The sequence below is a fragment of the Ruegeria sp. YKSF131 genome (assembly GCF_059612645.1).
In genome coordinates this window covers 1-16,021 of sequence record NZ_JBXWQZ010000080.1, presented here as the reverse complement: position 1 = coordinate 16,021, position 16,021 = coordinate 1, and the positions used below count along the sequence as shown (strand labels likewise).

Genomic DNA, 16,021 nt, shown 5'->3' with positions numbered 1-16,021 from the left:
CAAAGCCCTCAACCGCATGACCCGTCTAGGTCGTGCGACCTATGAACGTGTCGCATAACGAACCGGGGAAAGGGGCAAATGCGGCCCAAGCGCTATTCGTGCAACGCGGTCCCCCTCATCCACCTTTTCCTTTACTCTTTCCCATACCGGTCATTCTCCGGACGGTGGCACCTCGGCCCATACCAGATATCGGTACTCGCCGCCCTCGCTCAACGCGCGCTGCACGATGTCGCGGATATTTGCGGCAGATCGCTTCGGATCGATAAAGATCTGCCATTGCCTTTCGTAGCCTGGGGTCTCGTTCGCCAGGAAGTCGTACTCGAAAGCACGCCCTGGCCCTTGGCCCTCGAGCCGCACAACCTCCAGTCTGGCTACGCTATAGCCCCGAGATGCTATGTATTCGTTGAATTCAAGCATCTTGCTAGAAGGCTCGACGTACACGAAGGCCCCCGTTTCGAGCTTGTCCAGCATTTCGTCAAACTCATTTTGCATATTCACTTTCACTCCAACGGCCTGATGATCGGGTCAGGTTCATTTTCTCTGTCCCGAAGAGGACGGTTCCTATTGCTTACGGCGACGACGTGCCCTTCCGGACCCAAGAGTACCCAGTGCCCGTCCTGTCCAGTCAGCAAGGTCATGTCATGACCCCTATAGTCACCACGTCCGGCGACGATGCCGCTGAGATCGGGGCGGGGATTGGCAATGATGTCATCGATCTGTTCGGCAGTGTGCCCTTTTCCTGTGATGTACTCCAGCCCGTCGCCCTTGCTGCCATGGTCGCCAATCGTATTCCCGTCGGGGGTGGTGAAGGCCTCATTCCGACTTGCCTCGACAATGCTCGGACCCGCCGCATCCGGAATCGGCGTGGAAACGATGTTGCCGGTCGGGTCTTCGACGGCGGGCGAGCCCGTGTGGTTCGGCAGACCAAGGGTCTCGACCGGATAGGTTTCCAGCCACTGGTCGATGCGTTCCGGCGTGAAGCCAGGAAGTTCACCCAACCGGCGCTCGCCCTCAGTGAGTTCCGGGAAAACCTCGACCCAACCTTGGGCAATCGTGCCGTCCTGCAGCCGCAACCGGCCTTCCGCGAATGCGTTATAGCCTTGCTGCACGAAGTCTCCGAGGGCAAGTTGTGCGGCAGGATTCCCTTCGACGACACGCACGATGGTGCCAGGGTTCAACATCTCGTAAAGCGCGGCCGCCTGGCCTGCGATCTGCGCGGCCTCAACCGACTTCGGCAAACTGGACCCGAGACCAGAGATGACCGCTTCCTGCACCAGTTCGTGGGCCATAGCCGCAAGGAGCCCTTCGGCCGTTCCGGGATTGACGCCAAGGATCTCCGCCGCACGTTGGAGCCGACGTCCGGTGGCCAGACGCGTGAATTCCTGCAGGGCGCCGCTGGCGGCCAAAGCAGCCAGAGCGGCAGTTCCAAGTGGTGTGATCGCGATGGCGCGGAGACCGAGGCGACGCAAGATGGCGTCCACGGGTGCCTCGACCGGAAGGGCAAGTTCTGCAAGAATTGCATCAGTCCGCGACCCTGGCGTGATCGGCTCTGCATGGCAGCGGCAGTTGTGCGCCTGCCCCGGATGGCCGCCAGCGGGCGGGGCGTCCCAGCGAAACACCTGATCGTCGTATTCGGCATGGCTGTCACGGACTTTCGCGTCGCCCTGAGACCGCCAGATGTAATGCTCGATCCCCAAATCCTGCTGCCGAAGCTGATTGATCAGGCCCGCGAAGGCCCGAAGCAGGCGTTCTTCCATCGCCGCCCGCAACGGACGCAAGCGTTGCGGGTGGGTTTCGTATTCCTCGAAGATGGCCGTCAAGCGCGCATCCCACAGGCGCAGCGCCTCTTCCTTCGCATCTGTAACATCGCGAAGGTTGGCGTCGGTCGCCAATGGCACGGTGTCCGGGGGCGTCAGAGCGTTCAGCAGCATGCGGGTGTTGTCGGCTATCACGCGTTCCAATTGGTCGATGAAATCAGTCCGCAGGTCCGCATAGCCGGGGAAAAGCGATTTGATCGAAATGCCTGCACGGTAGCCGTACACGCCTCCGTTCTGCCGCGCGAAAACGTACTGACCACTGCCACCGTGGCGGAGAAATTCGCTAAGACTGTGTTTCATGGAACCTCCCGCTGACCCGCGCGAAGGTATGTATCGCCAATGTGTTAAGAAGCGATCAGCCGACCGTACGTTGCCTTGATCAGGGGCCATTCTTGCGGACGACGGCATGCGAAAGATCACCAGAGTGAGAGGCGTGCCGGTTTTCCGGTGACGGGTTGAGGGCTGGGAGAGTGGCTCCCGGCGCCCGTCGCGGGAGATCGCAGATGGGCGTTGTGGAAGTTCTGGATCCGGTTCAGCCGGCGCGGGCCGGTGGCTGGAAAGTGGATGTGAGCCGGGGCGAGCGGAACATATCCTCGACGTCGCTTTTGCTTTTTGAGTTTCTGGAGCGCTTCACCGGCCTGGGCTTCGTCATCATATGTCACCATCATGGCTTGCCCGTTTGTCCCAATACGTCCCCAAGTACGAAGGACGGACACTTCCCCAAACAGCGTCGGCTGCAATTCTATTCCATTGAACCGCGCCATGTTAATGTCGGGGTCCACATGGATCAGGTGGACAGGTGTGGTTGCCGTCAGTTCCATGACGCGATTGTCGGCAAACTCAGCCCGTCTGTCCAATGACATTGCGAAATCAATTCCCGTGAATGGATTCTGATCCTGAATGGAAAATGACATTGAATGCATCCGCTACTACTATAGCTGACCAATATGTAGGTAATAGGATCGGCCATGTTTCGTTTTCTACTATTTGCTTTCGTGATAGGTCTTGCCGCCAGCGCAGGCATGGCGCAGACACCGCCTTCGGCTGATGAGGTCGCGCAATACGACGGTCTCTTCGCGGCCGCTCACACCGGCAACGTAGAAATGATCCGGCAACTTGTGAAGGCGGGAGCAAACGTCAACGCACGGGACTCGCGGGGTCGCACACCAGCCCATGTTGCCGCCTTTGCTTCTGAGGATGAGGCGTTGCGTGCGATGGCTGAGGCCGGAGCTGACATGAACGCGCTGGAAGGTCAGGCCTACGACGTGATCACAATTGCGGCCGTTGCAAATGATCCAGAACTGATGACGCTCGCAATCGAGTTGGGAAACGATCCCGGACTAACGACCAGCCCTTATGAAGGAACGGCACTGATTGCAGCCGCGCATCTCGGTCATGTCGAGATTGTCAGACGGCTGATCGCCGCTGGCGCGCCTCTGGACCATGTGAACAATCTGCATTGGACCGCAGTTGTCGAAGCCGTTGTGCTTGGCGACGGCGGCCCAGACCATCTTGCGGTTCTGGATGCTTTGTTGGCAGCGGGCGCTGACCGATCGCTTGCCGATCGAAACGGAACTACACCGCTCGAACACGCCGAACTGCGCGGATTTGCTAAGATGGCAGAGCGGCTAAGAAAAGAGGACTGAGGCCAGTCCAGCAGGCTGAAGCGGAGCGTTCCACCTCACAGGTGCCGATGGCAGCTTGGATGAGACCAGCCTCAAATCAAGTTCCTCTCGTAGCGGAGCGGTGACAGAGTTGAACACATCTCACGGGTAACGGCACAATGGACAAGATCAGAAAAAGTGAACAGGACTGCCACAGCGACCTCGTATTCGCGAGGCGTGGTTTTCTTGGCGCATCAGGCTTTAGCGCACTGACAATTGGATTGAGTGGCTCCGCTGTAGGCCAAACTTCTACAAGGGCGGACGACGCAATACCTCAACCAAGTGATCCCAAGGATGCCACATTCATGGAGCGCGCTTTCGAAATGCGTCAGTATGCGATTGATCATGGAGATCAGGGGTATGGCGCAGTTGTGGTGCGCGACAACGTTATTATTGGCCAATCATGGAGCAGAGTCATCTTGGATCAAGACCCCACGGCCCACGCTGAAATAACCGCGATCAGGGACGCGGCGCGTCGTCTCAGTGACCGGGATTTGAGCGGAGCGGTTCTGTACTCATCTTCCCGGCCATGTCCCATGTGTGAGGCCGCGGCATACTGGGCTGGAGTCCGCCTCATGTTCTACGGCCGGAAAATCACGAGCGCAGGTTCGCCGAAGCTTTGCAGTTAGAATGGTTCTCAGCCATCAGCGACGTTTCATTTTGCATTCGCCTCCCACGGTGGGAAGTCGGCCCAAACTGGTCATTCATCGCCTCTGGCCACGCTGCGGTGCAGCTTCAACGAACCGGCCATTCGCTTAACCTGCGAGATCGACGAGTTGTCCGACGTCTGCCTTGCGGGCAAAGTGAGCAGCGAAGTGACGCACATGATCCGCAAAGGTCAGCTTACGCCCGGAATCTGTCCGTTTCGCCAAATTGCGGCATTGGCGGCACAAGCAGAGGGTTCGGTACCAACTCTTCGTTCAGTAAGAAACTTTGCAAAAGATCCTAGGACACTTAGTAACGAAGATAAAAGAACACTGCGTGTAGTATCACGTCCCTTGGGAAATGAGCGCCTTTGAATGAAATTGTTACTGTCTGCCTCGATCAAAGTCCGAAACGCCATTAACACCAAGACCTCCTAGCCAAAAGTTTGCGACATAGCCCTCATCATTTCCGCATCGACAAACCATTGAGAAACAGGTGCACTTTGCTCGGGTCCGCATTCAATTTGACAGCTTTCCCACGTCGGTTTCGTTCAACGCCAGGAAACTTGGCGACGATATTCTCGGCTCCCGGCCTGCTGGCGAAATACAGCAAGGTCACTTCACCCAGGGCTTCGACAAAATCGACAGTGCCGTCCAGAAACCCAGCGGCGGCGTCGGCAACGAAATCCTCAGGTCGTACCCCGATATTGACCTGCAAACCCATTTGTTCGGGCGTGGTCGAAATGGATGAAACGGCTTTTCCGCCCGCATCAAGTGTGACCTCTGTCAAATCCCCGGTTTTGGAAATTTTGCCAGACAGCAGATTCATAGAGGGCGATCCGATGAACTGCGCCACAAACTCGTTATCCGGCGTTTCGTACAGTTCCAGTGGCGTACCAACCTGCGCGATGCCTTTGTTGGCGAGAACGACGATCCGGCTGGCCAGCGTCATCGCCTCAACCTGATCGTGGGTCACGTAGATCATTGTGCTTTCGGGCATCGCCTCTTTCAGGCGCGCAATCTCGATCCGGGTTGCAACGCGCAGCGCAGCATCGAGGTTCGAAAGCGGTTCGTCGAACAAATAGACCTTGGGGTCTCGCACGATGGCGCGCCCGATAGCGACGCGCTGGCGTTGCCCTCCGGACAGAGCCTTGGGCAGACGATCCAAGAGCGGATCCAGTTGAAGGGTCTGGGCCGCGCGTTCAACGGCGGCATCGATCTCGGCAGCAGGCATCTTGGCGATCTTCAGTGCAAATGCCATGTTCTCGCGCACGGTCAAATGTGGGTAGAGCGCATAGGACTGAAACACCATGGCAATGCCCCTTTGGGCGGGCGGCACATCATTCATGACCTGCCCTTCGATCTCCAAGGTGCCGCCGGTGATCTTTTCCAGCCCGGCAATCATTCGCAACAAGGTTGATTTTCCGCAACCCGATGGACCGACAAAGACGATCAACTCGCCCTTTGCGATATCCAGATCGATATGTTTCAGAACATCGACCGGACCATAGGATTTCGCGACATCCGTAAGTTTGAGTTCTGACATGGTTTACCCCTTGACCTTAGCCATCAGACAAAACTGTGCGGGGTGCAGCGTAACGCTTCCTGCACCGTCGCTACCGCCGAGTTCCCGCCCGATGACCCGCCAATCACCCAAGGGCAAGTCGACCCGCTGAGCTTCCGTTCCAAGGTTGAAAGCACAAAACACCGCTTCAGACGCATCCTCACGCTGGAAAGTCAGCACAGGTCCAACCTGTTTCATGTTGGACTGCGCACCCGAAGTTAGTGCTGGGTGGACGCGGCGCAAGGCGATTGCGCGGCGATAATGGTGCAGCATCGATTGGTCGTTCGCCTCGAGCCGGTCAACGGCTCTTTCCGTTTGGGCCATACTAACAGGCAACCACGGCTCACCGGTGCTAAAGCCTGAATGTTCGTCCTGCGACGCCCAAACCATTGGCGTGCGACATCCGTCGCGACCCTTGAACTCGGGCCAGAACTCGATGCCGTAGGGGTCTTGCAGTTTCTCGAACGGAACATCTGCCTCGTGCAGGCCCAGTTCCTCTCCCTGATACAAACAGGCAGAGCCGCGCAGACACATCATCAGAACCGCGTGCTGGCGAATGGCCGCATCGTTTAGGTCCCAGCGCGAGGCATGACGTTCAACATCATGGTTCGAGAACGCCCAGCATGGCCATGCGTCGCCTGCCTTTTCCTCGAGCTGATCAAAGACCTGCTTTGCATAAGGCGCGGTCAACGCACGCTTTTCCAGAAACTCGAAGGCATAGCACATATGCATTCGTTGATCGCCTGAGGTGTACTGACCAATGATTTCCAGCCCGCGCTGTGCATCACCGACTTCACCCAAACAGGCACGGCCTTCATATTCGTCGGTCAGCGCGCGCAACCTTTCGAGGAAGGCGATATTCTCGGGCTGACTTTTGGAATAAAGGTGATCCTGGTGGTTATAGGGGTTCACCGCAGGCGCAATTGATGCATTACGTTCTTCGACCGGAAGGGCCGGATTGTCCCGCAAATGTTTGTCGTGGAAATAGAAGTTGATCGTGTCCAGGCGAAAACCATCCACGCCCATGTCCAGCCAGAACCGAGCCACGTCCAGCAGTGCGTCTTGCACTTCGTTACAGTGAAAGTTCAGGTCCGGCTGCGAACTCAGAAAGTTATGCAGAAAATATTGCAGGCGACGAGGCTCCCACTGCCACGCTGAACCGCCAAAGATAGACAACCAGTTATTGGGCGGTGTGCCGTCCGGTTTAGGGTCGGCCCAAACATACCAGTCGGATTTCGGGTTGTCCCGATTGGCGCGGCTCTCACCGAACCAAGGGTGCTGATCAGAAGTGTGTGACAGCACCAAATCGATCATCACTTTCTGACCCTTGTCATGGGCCTGATCGAGTAACTCGCGGAAATCTTCCAACGAGCCGAACATAGGATCCACATCGCGATAATCGCTGACGTCGTAGCCGAAATCCTTCATCGGAGATTTGAAGAAGGGTGAGATCCAGATCGCATCGACCCCCAGATCCGCAATGTAATCCAGACGTTGGGTGATCCCTTTCAAGTCACCGATCCCATCACCATTGCTGTCCTGAAAGCTGCGCGGATAGATCTGATAGATCACGCCACCGCGCCACCACTCTGACTTTGCTTTGGTTGATTTGGAGAGTTCTACAGTGTTCTGCACGTTCATCAGACGCCTCTATTTGACGGATCCGGCCAGCAGGCCACGGACCAGGTATTTTTGCATTGCGAAGAAAACAATCAGTGGAACAATGATCGAAACAAACGCAGCGGTGGCGAGGATTTCCCAGTTGCCCCCTCTTGTACCCAGCAGTTCGACAATTCGATTGGTCATGACGGTGGTTTGACCTGATGCATCAATCAGGAAGACTTTGGCCACCAGAAGGTCGTTCCAGGTCCACAGGAACTGCAGGATCGCGAAAGACGCCAGCGCCGGGAAGCTGAGTGGAAGGATCAGTTTCGTAAAGATCTGGAACTCAGACGCCCCATCGACCCGCGCGTTCTCGATCAAATCACGTGGCAGTCCGGCCATGTAGCTGCGAAGAAGGTAAATCGCCAGCGGCATTCCAAAGCCAGTGTGGGCCATCCAGACACCCAGATACCCTTTGCCGATCCCAATATTAAGATGGAATTTCAGCAAAGGGATCAGTGCGAGCTGAAGCGGAACAACCAAAAGCCCGACAATAGCTGCGATCAGCAACGCGCGGCCCGGGAACTCCATCCACGCCAACGCATAAGCGGCGAACGCCGCAACCAGGATAGGGATGATCGTGGCAGGAATGGTCACTGTGAGAGTATTAAAGAACGCCCGACCCATACTGTCGGTGCTGTTCTCGGCCAAGAGAACCTTGTGGTAATTGTCCAACGTGAACTCGGGTGGAAGTTCTGCACTTACGAAAACACGCGGGCCGCGGCTGCCAGTAAACTCCTCTTCATTTTCCGCTTTGTAGTTCCCGTTTGCATCGACCGTGATAGTCCCGCCACGACGCAATTCCGCTGTCTGACCGGGTTCATACGCATCCACCGCGCGGGAGCTGACACCCCACTTTGAGATCGTAGCTTTCTGCCCTTCGTCGAACAGGTTCCCTTCAATCACATACGTCCCGTTTTTCAGAATTTGCGTATTGGGCACGGCCGTGCGTAGCGTCAGGTTTTGTTCGGACGGGAACAGGGATTTCCACCAGCCACTGGTCGCGATCTGGTCAGCCGTGCGAAAGGATGAGATCAACAATCCCAGTGTCGGTATTACCCAAAGCACCACGAGAAAGAGGACCGAGGCCTGGACGATCCATCTAAGGGCGGGTTTGGTTCCTGCAATATCGCTCATCCCCTACTCCATTTCCCGGCGTGCGTTGCGGATGTTCCAGACCAAGATCGGCGTCACCAGCAACATGATCACCATGGCCGATGCCGAACCCACGCCCCAATCATTGGCGCGGAACATCTTGTCGTACATGTAGTTGGCCAGAACCTGTGTCTCCCACTGGCCATTGGTCATCGCGAAAACGATGTCGAAGACCTTCAGGACCAGAATGGTGATGGTTGTCCAAACAACCAGAATTGTGTTCCAGATTTGAGGCACCTTGATTTTAAAGAATATCTGGAAGGGATTGGCCCCATCCAAAACCGCCGCCTCGACGGTTTCTTCGGGGATGCCGCGCAAAGCGGCAGACAGTATCACCATGGCAAAGCCCGTCTGAATCCAGATCAGGATCCCCATGAGGAAGAAATTGTTCCAGAACGGAATGGTTAGCCAGGTTTGCGGCTCGGCCCCGCCAAAGAACAGATAAAGCGCATTCAGAATCCCGATCTGGTCTTGCTCGGCCGGACGCGCATCGTAGATCAGTTTCCAGATGACCGAAGCCCCGACGAAAGAGATCGCCATCGGCATGAAAATCAGTGCTTTTGCGATGTTACCCCAGCGTATCCGATCAGTTAGCTGAGCTGCCAACAGACCAAATGCAGTCGACATTGCAGGGACCACGATCAGCCAGAACAAATTGTTGCGCATGGCTTCCCAGAATTTCGGTTCTGCCACCATCTGGACGTAGTTATCGAGACCAACCCACTTATACCCACCACCGGCGATGCGATCCGTGAGCGACAGGCGCAACGTCTCAACTACCGGATAGGCCAGATATAGGCCAATCGCTACAAGCGCCGGAAGCAAAAACAGCCAAGGCCGGATCATATTCGCGCGGTTGATGTTGCGGCCGGCATTCGGCCCGCGCGCAGGGAACAGAACCTTGTCCAGAAACTGGTTGGACAGAAAGAAATAGCCCACACAGCCCGATACGCCTATGGCAATGGTCAGCAGGCCCTGAATTGCCGGATGCATCATGCTCTCCGTTGCGAAGGGGAAAAGGGGTGGCCTGACGCGCAGACCGCCCGGGTTTTAACGCGCTTAGTCCAGCGAATCCCAGGAAGATTGGATCTCGTCAGCAACTTCCTGAGCGGGCTTTCCACCAGCATAGTCAACCATACCGGTCCAAAATGTGCCGGCCCCTACGCCGCCCGGCATCAGGTCCGAACCATCAAACCGGAAGGTGGTCGCGCCCAGAAGAATGTCGTTCATCTTCTTGAGCGTCGGATCCGAGAACACGGAGGTATCAACGCCTTTGTGCGGCGTCAGGAAGCCGGTCAGGGCCATCCATGTCTCATGTGCTTCGGGGGTCTGCAGATAGGCGATCAGATCATGTGCAGCCGGGCTGTCATTGGTGATTGCCCATAGCGTGCCGGCGCCAAGAACCGGGCTACCCAGATCCTTGCTTTCATATGCGGGGAAGTAGAAGAAATCAGCATCTTCACCGACAACCGTGCCTTCAGGAAAGAATGCCGGGATGAACGACGCCTGACGGTGCATGTAACATTGTGGTGGCGAACTGAACATGCCCTTTGGACTGTCACGGAAATCGGTCGTTGCGACCGTACCTGCCCCGCCCGCAACATAGTCATCATTGCGTGCAAACGCGCCGAACTCTTCGATGGCAGCGACCACTTTCGGGTTATTGAACTTCATTTCATTGGACACCCAGGCGTCATAGTCCTCGGGCGATTGAGTGCGCAGCATCATGTCTTCGACCCAATCGGTCGCTGGCCAACCGGTCGCACCACCTGAACCCAAACCGATGCACCACGGCGTCTCTCCGTCTGCGACGATCTGATCGGTCAAAGCCTTCAGTTCCTCCATCGTGGTCGGAACTTCGTAACCGGCATCCTCGAAATTCTCAGGCACGTACCAAACAAGGGATTTCACATCTACCTTGTAAAAAAGCCCATAAAGGTGATCCTGCCCTTCGGGCCCCGGAAAAGTGCCCAGATCTACCCAGGATTGTCCAGCTGCGTAATTGTCACGAACCCAATCAGCGGTGCCGTCGCCCAACGGTGTCAGAAAACCCGACTTGGCCATATCCGCCGCCAGACCAGGCTGCGGGAAAACGGCTATATTCGGCGCCGAGCCTGCCTCTGCATCAATCCTGATCTGCTGCTCGAAACTATCTGAACCAACATACGCGTAGTCGTGGCCTGTCGCGGCTGCAAAGCCATCCAGAACCGCTTCGACGTTTTCCTGGTCCGGGCCCAGCCATGGCCCGAACACGGTAACCTTATCAGCCTGAGCTGTTCCCGCCATCAGGGCGAATGTGGCCACACCTGCATAAAGCGCGTGTTTCATGAAATCTCCTCCCAGTAATATCTGCGCATTGCAAGATTTTCAAAGCGCTTTGGATGTTGCACTTTATCTGCTGGCAATCAGATTCTGTCAACATATCGTTTTCTACCCCTCAATTATTGCCGCTATTGACCTCTTTGCCAAAACGGGTTGACGGAAGCAAAAAATCACAACAAAACAAGTGAGCATCCATTTGAAGGCGCTTTGAACATATGAACCTAAAGCAGCTCTCTGAGATTCTCGGTCTTTCGCAGACAACGGTCAGTCGCGCGCTGAACGGCTATCCAGAGGTGAACGAGGCGACTCGTGTGCGCGTGCAGGCCGCTGCAGACAAGCATGGCTATCGGCCAAACAGTCGCGCCAAAGGTCTGGCGACTGGCAAGTCCATGGTGATCGGGCACGTCATCCCTAGTTCGTCCCAGCACGAGATGGTGAACCCGATCTTCGGCGACTTTGTCGCCGGCGCTGCGCGGACATACTCTGCGAACGGCTACGACATGATGTTCACCACCGCGGATGACACTTCGATCGAAGGGGCCTATCGCAGCTTGTTTCAGCGCGGGGCCGTGGATGGCGTCGTTTTGCAAGGCCCCAAGGTCAACGAGCGTCGCATCGATCTGCTAAACCGGATGGCGGTACCATTTATCGTACACGGTCGTTCGACCGGGATAGATGCAGAGTATGACTGGATCGATGTGAACAACAAAAGCTCCTTTCGGCGCGCAACACAGTTCCTGATCGACTTGGGTCACCGCCGGATTGCCCTGATTAACGGGCTTGAGGATATGGATTTCGCACAGCGCCGTCGTGCCGGATACCTACAAGCGCTGGAACAGGCGGACTTGATCCCGGACCCACAATTAATGCGCAGCGCCGAAATGACCGAGGTCTACGGCCATCATGAAACCCGCGATATGCTGCAACTGGACGATCCACCAACCGCCATTCTGGCATCCTCGATGATTTCGGCGATTGGTGTGAGACGGGCGCTGGACGAGGCAGGGCTGCGAATTGGCCGGGATGTCTCGGTCATCGCGCATGATGATGACCTCTCTTATCTCAAAAACGGACAGGATGTGCCCATCTTTACAGCAACGCGGTCCTCAGTGCGGCATGCAGGAGAGCTGGCCGCCGAGATGTTGATTGAGAGGATCAAATCGCCTGACGATCCGGTCAAGACCAGATTGCTTGAGGCGGAACTGGTTGTTGGCAAATCAACCGGCCCAGCACCCAACAGGATCTGACAATGAAACATACGCGCAGCGATTTCCCCAAAGACTTCCATTTCGGAGTCGCCACTTCTGCTTACCAGATCGAAGGTCATGCCCAAGGCGGCGCCGGTTCGACACATTGGGATACGTTTGCAGCGACACCCGGAAATGTAGTGCGGGGAGAAAAAGGCGATCTGGCCTGTGATCACCTGAACCGGTTTGAACAGGATCTTGATCTTGTGCGCGACGCGGGATTCGATTGCTATCGCTTCTCAACCAGCTGGGCGCGTGTGATGCCCGAGGGGCGCGGACCTGTTAATCAGGCGGGATTGGATTTTTATGATCGCCTGACCGACGCGCTTTTGGAGCGTAGCATCCGTCCGTGCGCGACACTGTATCACTGGGAACTGCCGTCGCCCCTGGCCGACTTAGGTGGTTGGCGCAACCGGGATATTGCCGGTTGGTTTTCCGATTTCACTGAGGTCATCATGGGACGGATTGGCGACCGCATGTACAGCGTCGCCCCCATCAATGAACCGTGGTGTGTCAGTTGGTTGAGCCATTTCGAAGGGCACCACGCTCCCGGGCTGCGCGATATTCGAGCCACGGCGCGCGCTATGCATCACGTTCTGCTGGCCCATGGTCAGGCCATTCAGACGATGCGTGGGTTGGGCATGTCTAACCTGGGCGGCGTATTCAATCTGGAATGGGCCGAACCCGCCGATGACAGCGCCGAGGCACAACAGGCCGCCGCTCTGTATGACGGAATATACAACCGGTTCTTTCTGGGCGGCGTGTTCAACAAGGCCTATCCCGAGAATGTTCTGGAGGGGCTGGAGCCCCACCTTCCGTCGGGCTGGCAAGATGATTTCGATAGCATCGGAGCACCCGTAGACTGGTGCGGACTGAACTACTACACCCGTAAACTTATCGCGCCCGCAGAAACAGCGTGGCCAAGTCTCGCTGAGGTTCCCGGCCCTCTGCCGAAGACCCAAATGGGTTGGGAAATCGACCCCACCGCGCTGAGCAGGTTCCTGATCCGAGCAGCACGTGAATACACCGGCGACCTGCCGATCTTCGTGACCGAAAACGGTATGGCCAGCCCCGAGCGTCAACAAGACGATGACCGTATCGACTATCTGGATCAACACTTGTCGGCAGTCCAGGTCGCGTTGGGCGAAGGGGTTCCGGTTAAGGGGTACTTTGTCTGGTCCCTATTGGACAATTACGAATGGGCCTTGGGGTATGAAAAACGCTTTGGCCTGGTTGATGTAGATTTCAGTTCAATGAAGCGAACTCCGAAAGCGTCTTACTTCGCATGGAAGGACATGCTTGCTGCACGGATCTGTTGCAGAGTTTCTTACTGAACGAAGAGTTGGTACCGAACCCTCTGCTTATGCCGCCAATTCCGCAAATTGACGAAACGGACAAATTCCGGCCCATAAGAGACATTCATCGCGCTCTTCCGTCGCTGCATCCGCAGCCCGCATTGCCGGCTTTCGCCGCGATGCCGAAAATTTCAGTAGGTTGAACTCACTATTTGCCGTCACACCGGACTTTTGCTGCGCTTCGCACAACTGTCTCATTTGATCGCGGCTTGCTTAAAACTCTGCCTAAGCGCGCCGGTAGTCTGGAAGCACAGTGTTCACAACCAAAGCGTCGTCTTTCCGATCTCGACGCTTCTGCATCTCCTCCTCATGCATCGCGAGTGAGAGCAAGGTCAGTGCCTCATGGGCAAGTTCGAGCATCCGCTCCGTGTTGTGCTGGAAAGCAGCAATGCTCTCGCGTTCGATACTGTCGTTGTCGAGCGCACCGAAGTTTTCGTTCGTCAGCACGAGGCAGCGATGTTCGAGAGCGTTGCGAAGGGCGTTCAAATGGGTGGCCTCTGGTGCGAGTGCGTCGTCAGGTCCGTTCATTGCTTCGCCGACGATGTCGAAAGACAGCCAATAGAGGCCCCTTAGCGCGAGGTTCGGGCGATCCGCGACCTTGGGATGCAGTGTGTTTCGCTTACGCGGATTTTCATACCAGACGCCGCGCAGATCGACCCGGTTTGGATTGTGCCCAAGGTCAAAATACGCATTTACGAACCCCGCAACCTTGTCCAACAGGCTGTAGGCTGTGCGGAACGCGAGGCGCAGCTTTTCAGCGCCGATAGAAAAGGCTGGATAGTCGAGCGTGTCGTAGAGACGAACGCAGTTGTCTGCGAAATGTGGCGGGCAGTCCTCCAGCGGTTCCGCTTCCATCGCCTCGTGATAGAGCAGGCGCGCACCGATTAATTCCTGCTTCATCTGGTTGTACCACCCGACCAGGGGTGGAACGGTTCCTTGCGAGAACGTGTGGCTTGGCAGATGGAGTGGGTCGGCAGCCGCGATCGAATGTGCGCCAAGCATTACGAGAGGGTTCAGGAACAGTTGCCGGTCGAGAATGCGGAGGCGGTACGTCTTCTCATCCCCGTCTCCGAGCGGCCATCCGTCAAGGTCAGTTCGGGCGAGCACGGTATCGACATCAACGGCAGACCGTATCTCTTCTGCCTTCGCTTTGACGAGACTTATGATGTTGGACGGTGCGCTGTCCCATTCAAGCTTTGGATCAACGACATGTTCAAGATCACGGCAGGCATAAGCTGCCAGAACCGCACGATGCCCGTCATCATGGACCATGCGGGCGAAGCAGAAGCGCACGAGGCCGCGGTTCGCTAGAGCCATAGCAAACTGCGGCCTGGTGCGCAGCACGCCTGCGTAGAGACGCAAGGCTTCGACAGGACGCCCCAACGTGTTCATCTGATTGGCCAAGTTGGTAACTATTTGAGCAAAACGAGAGGGATCGAGAGTCGTGGCTGAGTAAGCGTCACGAGCCTTGCGAAGAAAAAGAATCTGCTTCTCTTTGTGAGGTTGGCGCCACGCCCAGTCTTGGGGGTTCAGAGCAGACTGCAACCCTTCTTGGATGTTCGAGCGGAAGTAATAGAGCAAAGCGTCAGGAGGGCCTGCAGGTCCGAGGAGACCAGCGCATTCGGCGTCCAAGCTTTGGAGTGCAGCAGTTTCGCCATTATCAGATGCCGCATCAATGCGCTGAGCCAGGTCATCGGTTTGCATATCTGCTTCCGTAGGTTTCATTACTTTTTCGCCTTCACCCTTCACGCTGTGTTTGGTCGAAATAAATCAGTTTGTGACCGCTACAGTTGCGTCCTTGGCGGCATTCAGAACACCCGTTAGGGCGACGCTTGCTCACACGAGACATCTTGCTGTGTGCGGAGAAGTTTCTAAGAACCTATGAAACGAAAATCGGCCTCCGTGGTTCGTTTCAAGAAGAGTTCAGTATTGGCGAGCAGCTTGGCCATAGCTGGAGAGTATGTCGCTTCACTGACGGACGGCTGAACGATAACTACACCAAAACTCAGCTTAGCCTTTCGCGACTTTTCTACAAAGTACGACAGCTTCTTGAGGTCACCCTTTAGTAGTCGTGAAGCCCCTTGCTTAGCCCATTTTTCATGGCGCTTTCTAAGTGATGCTGCCAGCTTCGGTAACCCTTCATGTTTCACGACGATGGACTTCTGGGCCTGCCCGCAAACCTCATAGAGGTTGGCGATCTGTCCCGAGACCTTTCCATCGCTGGCGTATTTGCAGTGTATCAAGGTCAGGCGGATTTCGTCTTCGCTCACATCCTTTAGGCCAACAAGGTCTGCGGCTTCACCAGCGCCGTCATCGTTGAATACCACGTCGTGCTCGGCTTCTAACAGCTCAAAGCTTCGATATTGCACCGTATCCTGCTTGTTGCTTTTCCCCATTGACTCCTGACCTAAGTCAACACTGTTCCAATCGACGGCCTCAAGCCGCTCGGATGGGAAATCATCAGCTTTGAGGTCGAAGGGTGTCTGACGTCAGCGCCAATGGGACAGTTTAGGTCGATTTGATAAGAGAGGGTTTCTGGCTCATCGTAACCGCCAAGGAGTGGAGATGAGAAAGAAACCCGGAACCAAGCG

The 16,021-nt window shown here is 56.1% G+C and carries 14 protein-coding genes; 4 read left to right on the top strand and 10 right to left on the bottom strand.

Going from position 1 to position 16,021, the window contains the following annotated elements:
* Window positions 1–150: 150 nt before the first annotated feature.
* From AC2FLZ_RS19965 to AC2FLZ_RS19955, 3 genes are all read right to left on the bottom strand, one after another.
* Window positions 151–504 (bottom strand): hypothetical protein, encoded by a 354-nt coding sequence (locus tag AC2FLZ_RS19965; RefSeq protein WP_480478399.1) that lies wholly within the window; start codon window positions 502–504, stop codon window positions 151–153.
* Window positions 501–2,117 carry a phage minor head protein gene (locus tag AC2FLZ_RS19960; RefSeq protein ID WP_496716095.1) on the bottom strand — a complete coding sequence of 539 codons (1,617 nt, stop codon included), beginning with the start codon at window positions 2,115–2,117 and terminating at the stop codon, window positions 501–503. Before AC2FLZ_RS19960 ends, AC2FLZ_RS19965 begins: the two co-directional genes overlap by 4 nt.
* 116 nt (window positions 2,118–2,233) lie before the next feature.
* On the bottom strand, window positions 2,234–2,731 hold the full coding sequence (locus AC2FLZ_RS19955) for a WGR domain-containing protein (RefSeq protein ID WP_496882651.1): 498 nt from the start codon (window positions 2,729–2,731) through the stop codon (window positions 2,234–2,236).
* 54 nt (window positions 2,732–2,785) lie between these two features.
* Between AC2FLZ_RS19955 and AC2FLZ_RS19950 the strand changes: the two genes are divergently transcribed.
* Both AC2FLZ_RS19950 and AC2FLZ_RS19945 read left to right on the top strand, forming a co-directional pair.
* A complete protein-coding gene (locus tag AC2FLZ_RS19950; RefSeq protein ID WP_496882650.1) occupies window positions 2,786–3,463 on the top strand; it encodes an ankyrin repeat domain-containing protein in 678 nt (225 codons plus the stop codon).
* A gap of 137 nt (window positions 3,464–3,600) precedes the next feature.
* Window positions 3,601–4,110, top strand: a complete 510-nt coding sequence (locus tag AC2FLZ_RS19945) for a nucleoside deaminase (RefSeq protein ID WP_480607635.1) — start codon at window positions 3,601–3,603, stop codon at window positions 4,108–4,110.
* 478 nt (window positions 4,111–4,588) lie between these two features.
* Here AC2FLZ_RS19945 and AC2FLZ_RS19940 read toward each other — a convergent pair whose 3' ends face one another.
* The 5 genes from AC2FLZ_RS19940 to AC2FLZ_RS19920 form a co-directional block, all read right to left on the bottom strand.
* Window positions 4,589–5,671 (bottom strand): ABC transporter ATP-binding protein, encoded by a 1,083-nt coding sequence (locus AC2FLZ_RS19940; protein WP_480607638.1) that lies wholly within the window; start codon window positions 5,669–5,671, stop codon window positions 4,589–4,591.
* Between the two features lie 3 nt (window positions 5,672–5,674).
* Window positions 5,675–7,330 (bottom strand): alpha-amylase family glycosyl hydrolase, encoded by a 1,656-nt coding sequence (locus AC2FLZ_RS19935; protein WP_480607641.1) that lies wholly within the window; start codon window positions 7,328–7,330, stop codon window positions 5,675–5,677.
* A 9-nt stretch (window positions 7,331–7,339) separates the two neighbouring features.
* The gene (locus AC2FLZ_RS19930) at window positions 7,340–8,488 is read right to left on the bottom strand and encodes a carbohydrate ABC transporter permease (RefSeq protein ID WP_480489052.1); all 1,149 of its coding nucleotides are present in this window, start codon (window positions 8,486–8,488) and stop codon (window positions 7,340–7,342) included.
* A 3-nt stretch (window positions 8,489–8,491) separates the two neighbouring features.
* The gene (locus tag AC2FLZ_RS19925) at window positions 8,492–9,499 is read right to left on the bottom strand and encodes a carbohydrate ABC transporter permease (RefSeq protein ID WP_480495818.1); all 1,008 of its coding nucleotides are present in this window, start codon (window positions 9,497–9,499) and stop codon (window positions 8,492–8,494) included.
* Between the two features lie 66 nt (window positions 9,500–9,565).
* The gene (locus tag AC2FLZ_RS19920; protein WP_480519249.1) at window positions 9,566–10,834 is read right to left on the bottom strand and encodes an ABC transporter substrate-binding protein; all 1,269 of its coding nucleotides are present in this window, start codon (window positions 10,832–10,834) and stop codon (window positions 9,566–9,568) included.
* A 209-nt stretch (window positions 10,835–11,043) separates the two neighbouring features.
* Between AC2FLZ_RS19920 and AC2FLZ_RS19915 the strand changes: the two genes are divergently transcribed.
* Together AC2FLZ_RS19915 and AC2FLZ_RS19910 are read left to right on the top strand one after the other, a co-directional pair.
* Window positions 11,044–12,075 carry a LacI family DNA-binding transcriptional regulator gene (locus AC2FLZ_RS19915; protein ID WP_480495814.1) on the top strand — a complete coding sequence of 344 codons (1,032 nt, stop codon included), beginning with the start codon at window positions 11,044–11,046 and terminating at the stop codon, window positions 12,073–12,075.
* Between the two features lie 2 nt (window positions 12,076–12,077).
* Window positions 12,078–13,409: a GH1 family beta-glucosidase gene (locus AC2FLZ_RS19910; protein ID WP_480607651.1), complete on the top strand. Its 1,332-nt coding sequence runs from the start codon at window positions 12,078–12,080 to the stop codon at window positions 13,407–13,409.
* A gap of 246 nt (window positions 13,410–13,655) precedes the next feature.
* Here AC2FLZ_RS19910 and AC2FLZ_RS19905 read toward each other — a convergent pair whose 3' ends face one another.
* Together AC2FLZ_RS19905 and AC2FLZ_RS19900 are read right to left on the bottom strand one after the other, a co-directional pair.
* Entirely contained in the window at window positions 13,656–15,155 is a 1,500-nt protein-coding gene (locus AC2FLZ_RS19905) for an LA2681 family HEPN domain-containing protein (RefSeq protein WP_496882649.1), read from the bottom strand.
* 146 nt (window positions 15,156–15,301) lie between these two features.
* A complete protein-coding gene (locus tag AC2FLZ_RS19900; RefSeq protein ID WP_496882648.1) occupies window positions 15,302–15,826 on the bottom strand; it encodes a hypothetical protein in 525 nt (174 codons plus the stop codon).
* Window positions 15,827–16,021 lie beyond the last annotated feature (195 nt).

Excerpts from the sequence above, each read along its gene's own strand:
- AC2FLZ_RS19960 (WP_496716095.1), bottom strand. The coding sequence starts at position 2,117 with ATGAAACACAGTCTTAGCGAATTTCTCCGCCACGGTGGCAGTGGTCAG.
- AC2FLZ_RS19955 (WP_496882651.1), bottom strand. The coding sequence starts at position 2,731 with ATGTCATTTTCCATTCAGGATCAGAATCCATTCACGGGAATTGATTTC.
- AC2FLZ_RS19950 (WP_496882650.1), top strand. The coding sequence starts at position 2,786 with ATGTTTCGTTTTCTACTATTTGCTTTCGTGATAGGTCTTGCCGCCAGC.
- AC2FLZ_RS19945 (WP_480607635.1), top strand. The coding sequence starts at position 3,601 with ATGGACAAGATCAGAAAAAGTGAACAGGACTGCCACAGCGACCTCGTA.
- AC2FLZ_RS19940 (WP_480607638.1), bottom strand. The coding sequence starts at position 5,671 with ATGTCAGAACTCAAACTTACGGATGTCGCGAAATCCTATGGTCCGGTC.
- AC2FLZ_RS19935 (WP_480607641.1), bottom strand. The coding sequence starts at position 7,330 with ATGAACGTGCAGAACACTGTAGAACTCTCCAAATCAACCAAAGCAAAG.
- AC2FLZ_RS19930 (WP_480489052.1), bottom strand. The coding sequence starts at position 8,488 with ATGAGCGATATTGCAGGAACCAAACCCGCCCTTAGATGGATCGTCCAG.
- AC2FLZ_RS19925 (WP_480495818.1), bottom strand. The coding sequence starts at position 9,499 with ATGCATCCGGCAATTCAGGGCCTGCTGACCATTGCCATAGGCGTATCG.
- AC2FLZ_RS19920 (WP_480519249.1), bottom strand. The coding sequence starts at position 10,834 with ATGAAACACGCGCTTTATGCAGGTGTGGCCACATTCGCCCTGATGGCG.
- AC2FLZ_RS19915 (WP_480495814.1), top strand. The coding sequence starts at position 11,044 with ATGAACCTAAAGCAGCTCTCTGAGATTCTCGGTCTTTCGCAGACAACG.
- AC2FLZ_RS19910 (WP_480607651.1), top strand. The coding sequence starts at position 12,078 with ATGAAACATACGCGCAGCGATTTCCCCAAAGACTTCCATTTCGGAGTC.
- AC2FLZ_RS19905 (WP_496882649.1), bottom strand. The coding sequence starts at position 15,155 with ATGAAACCTACGGAAGCAGATATGCAAACCGATGACCTGGCTCAGCGC.
- AC2FLZ_RS19900 (WP_496882648.1), bottom strand. The coding sequence starts at position 15,826 with ATGGGGAAAAGCAACAAGCAGGATACGGTGCAATATCGAAGCTTTGAG.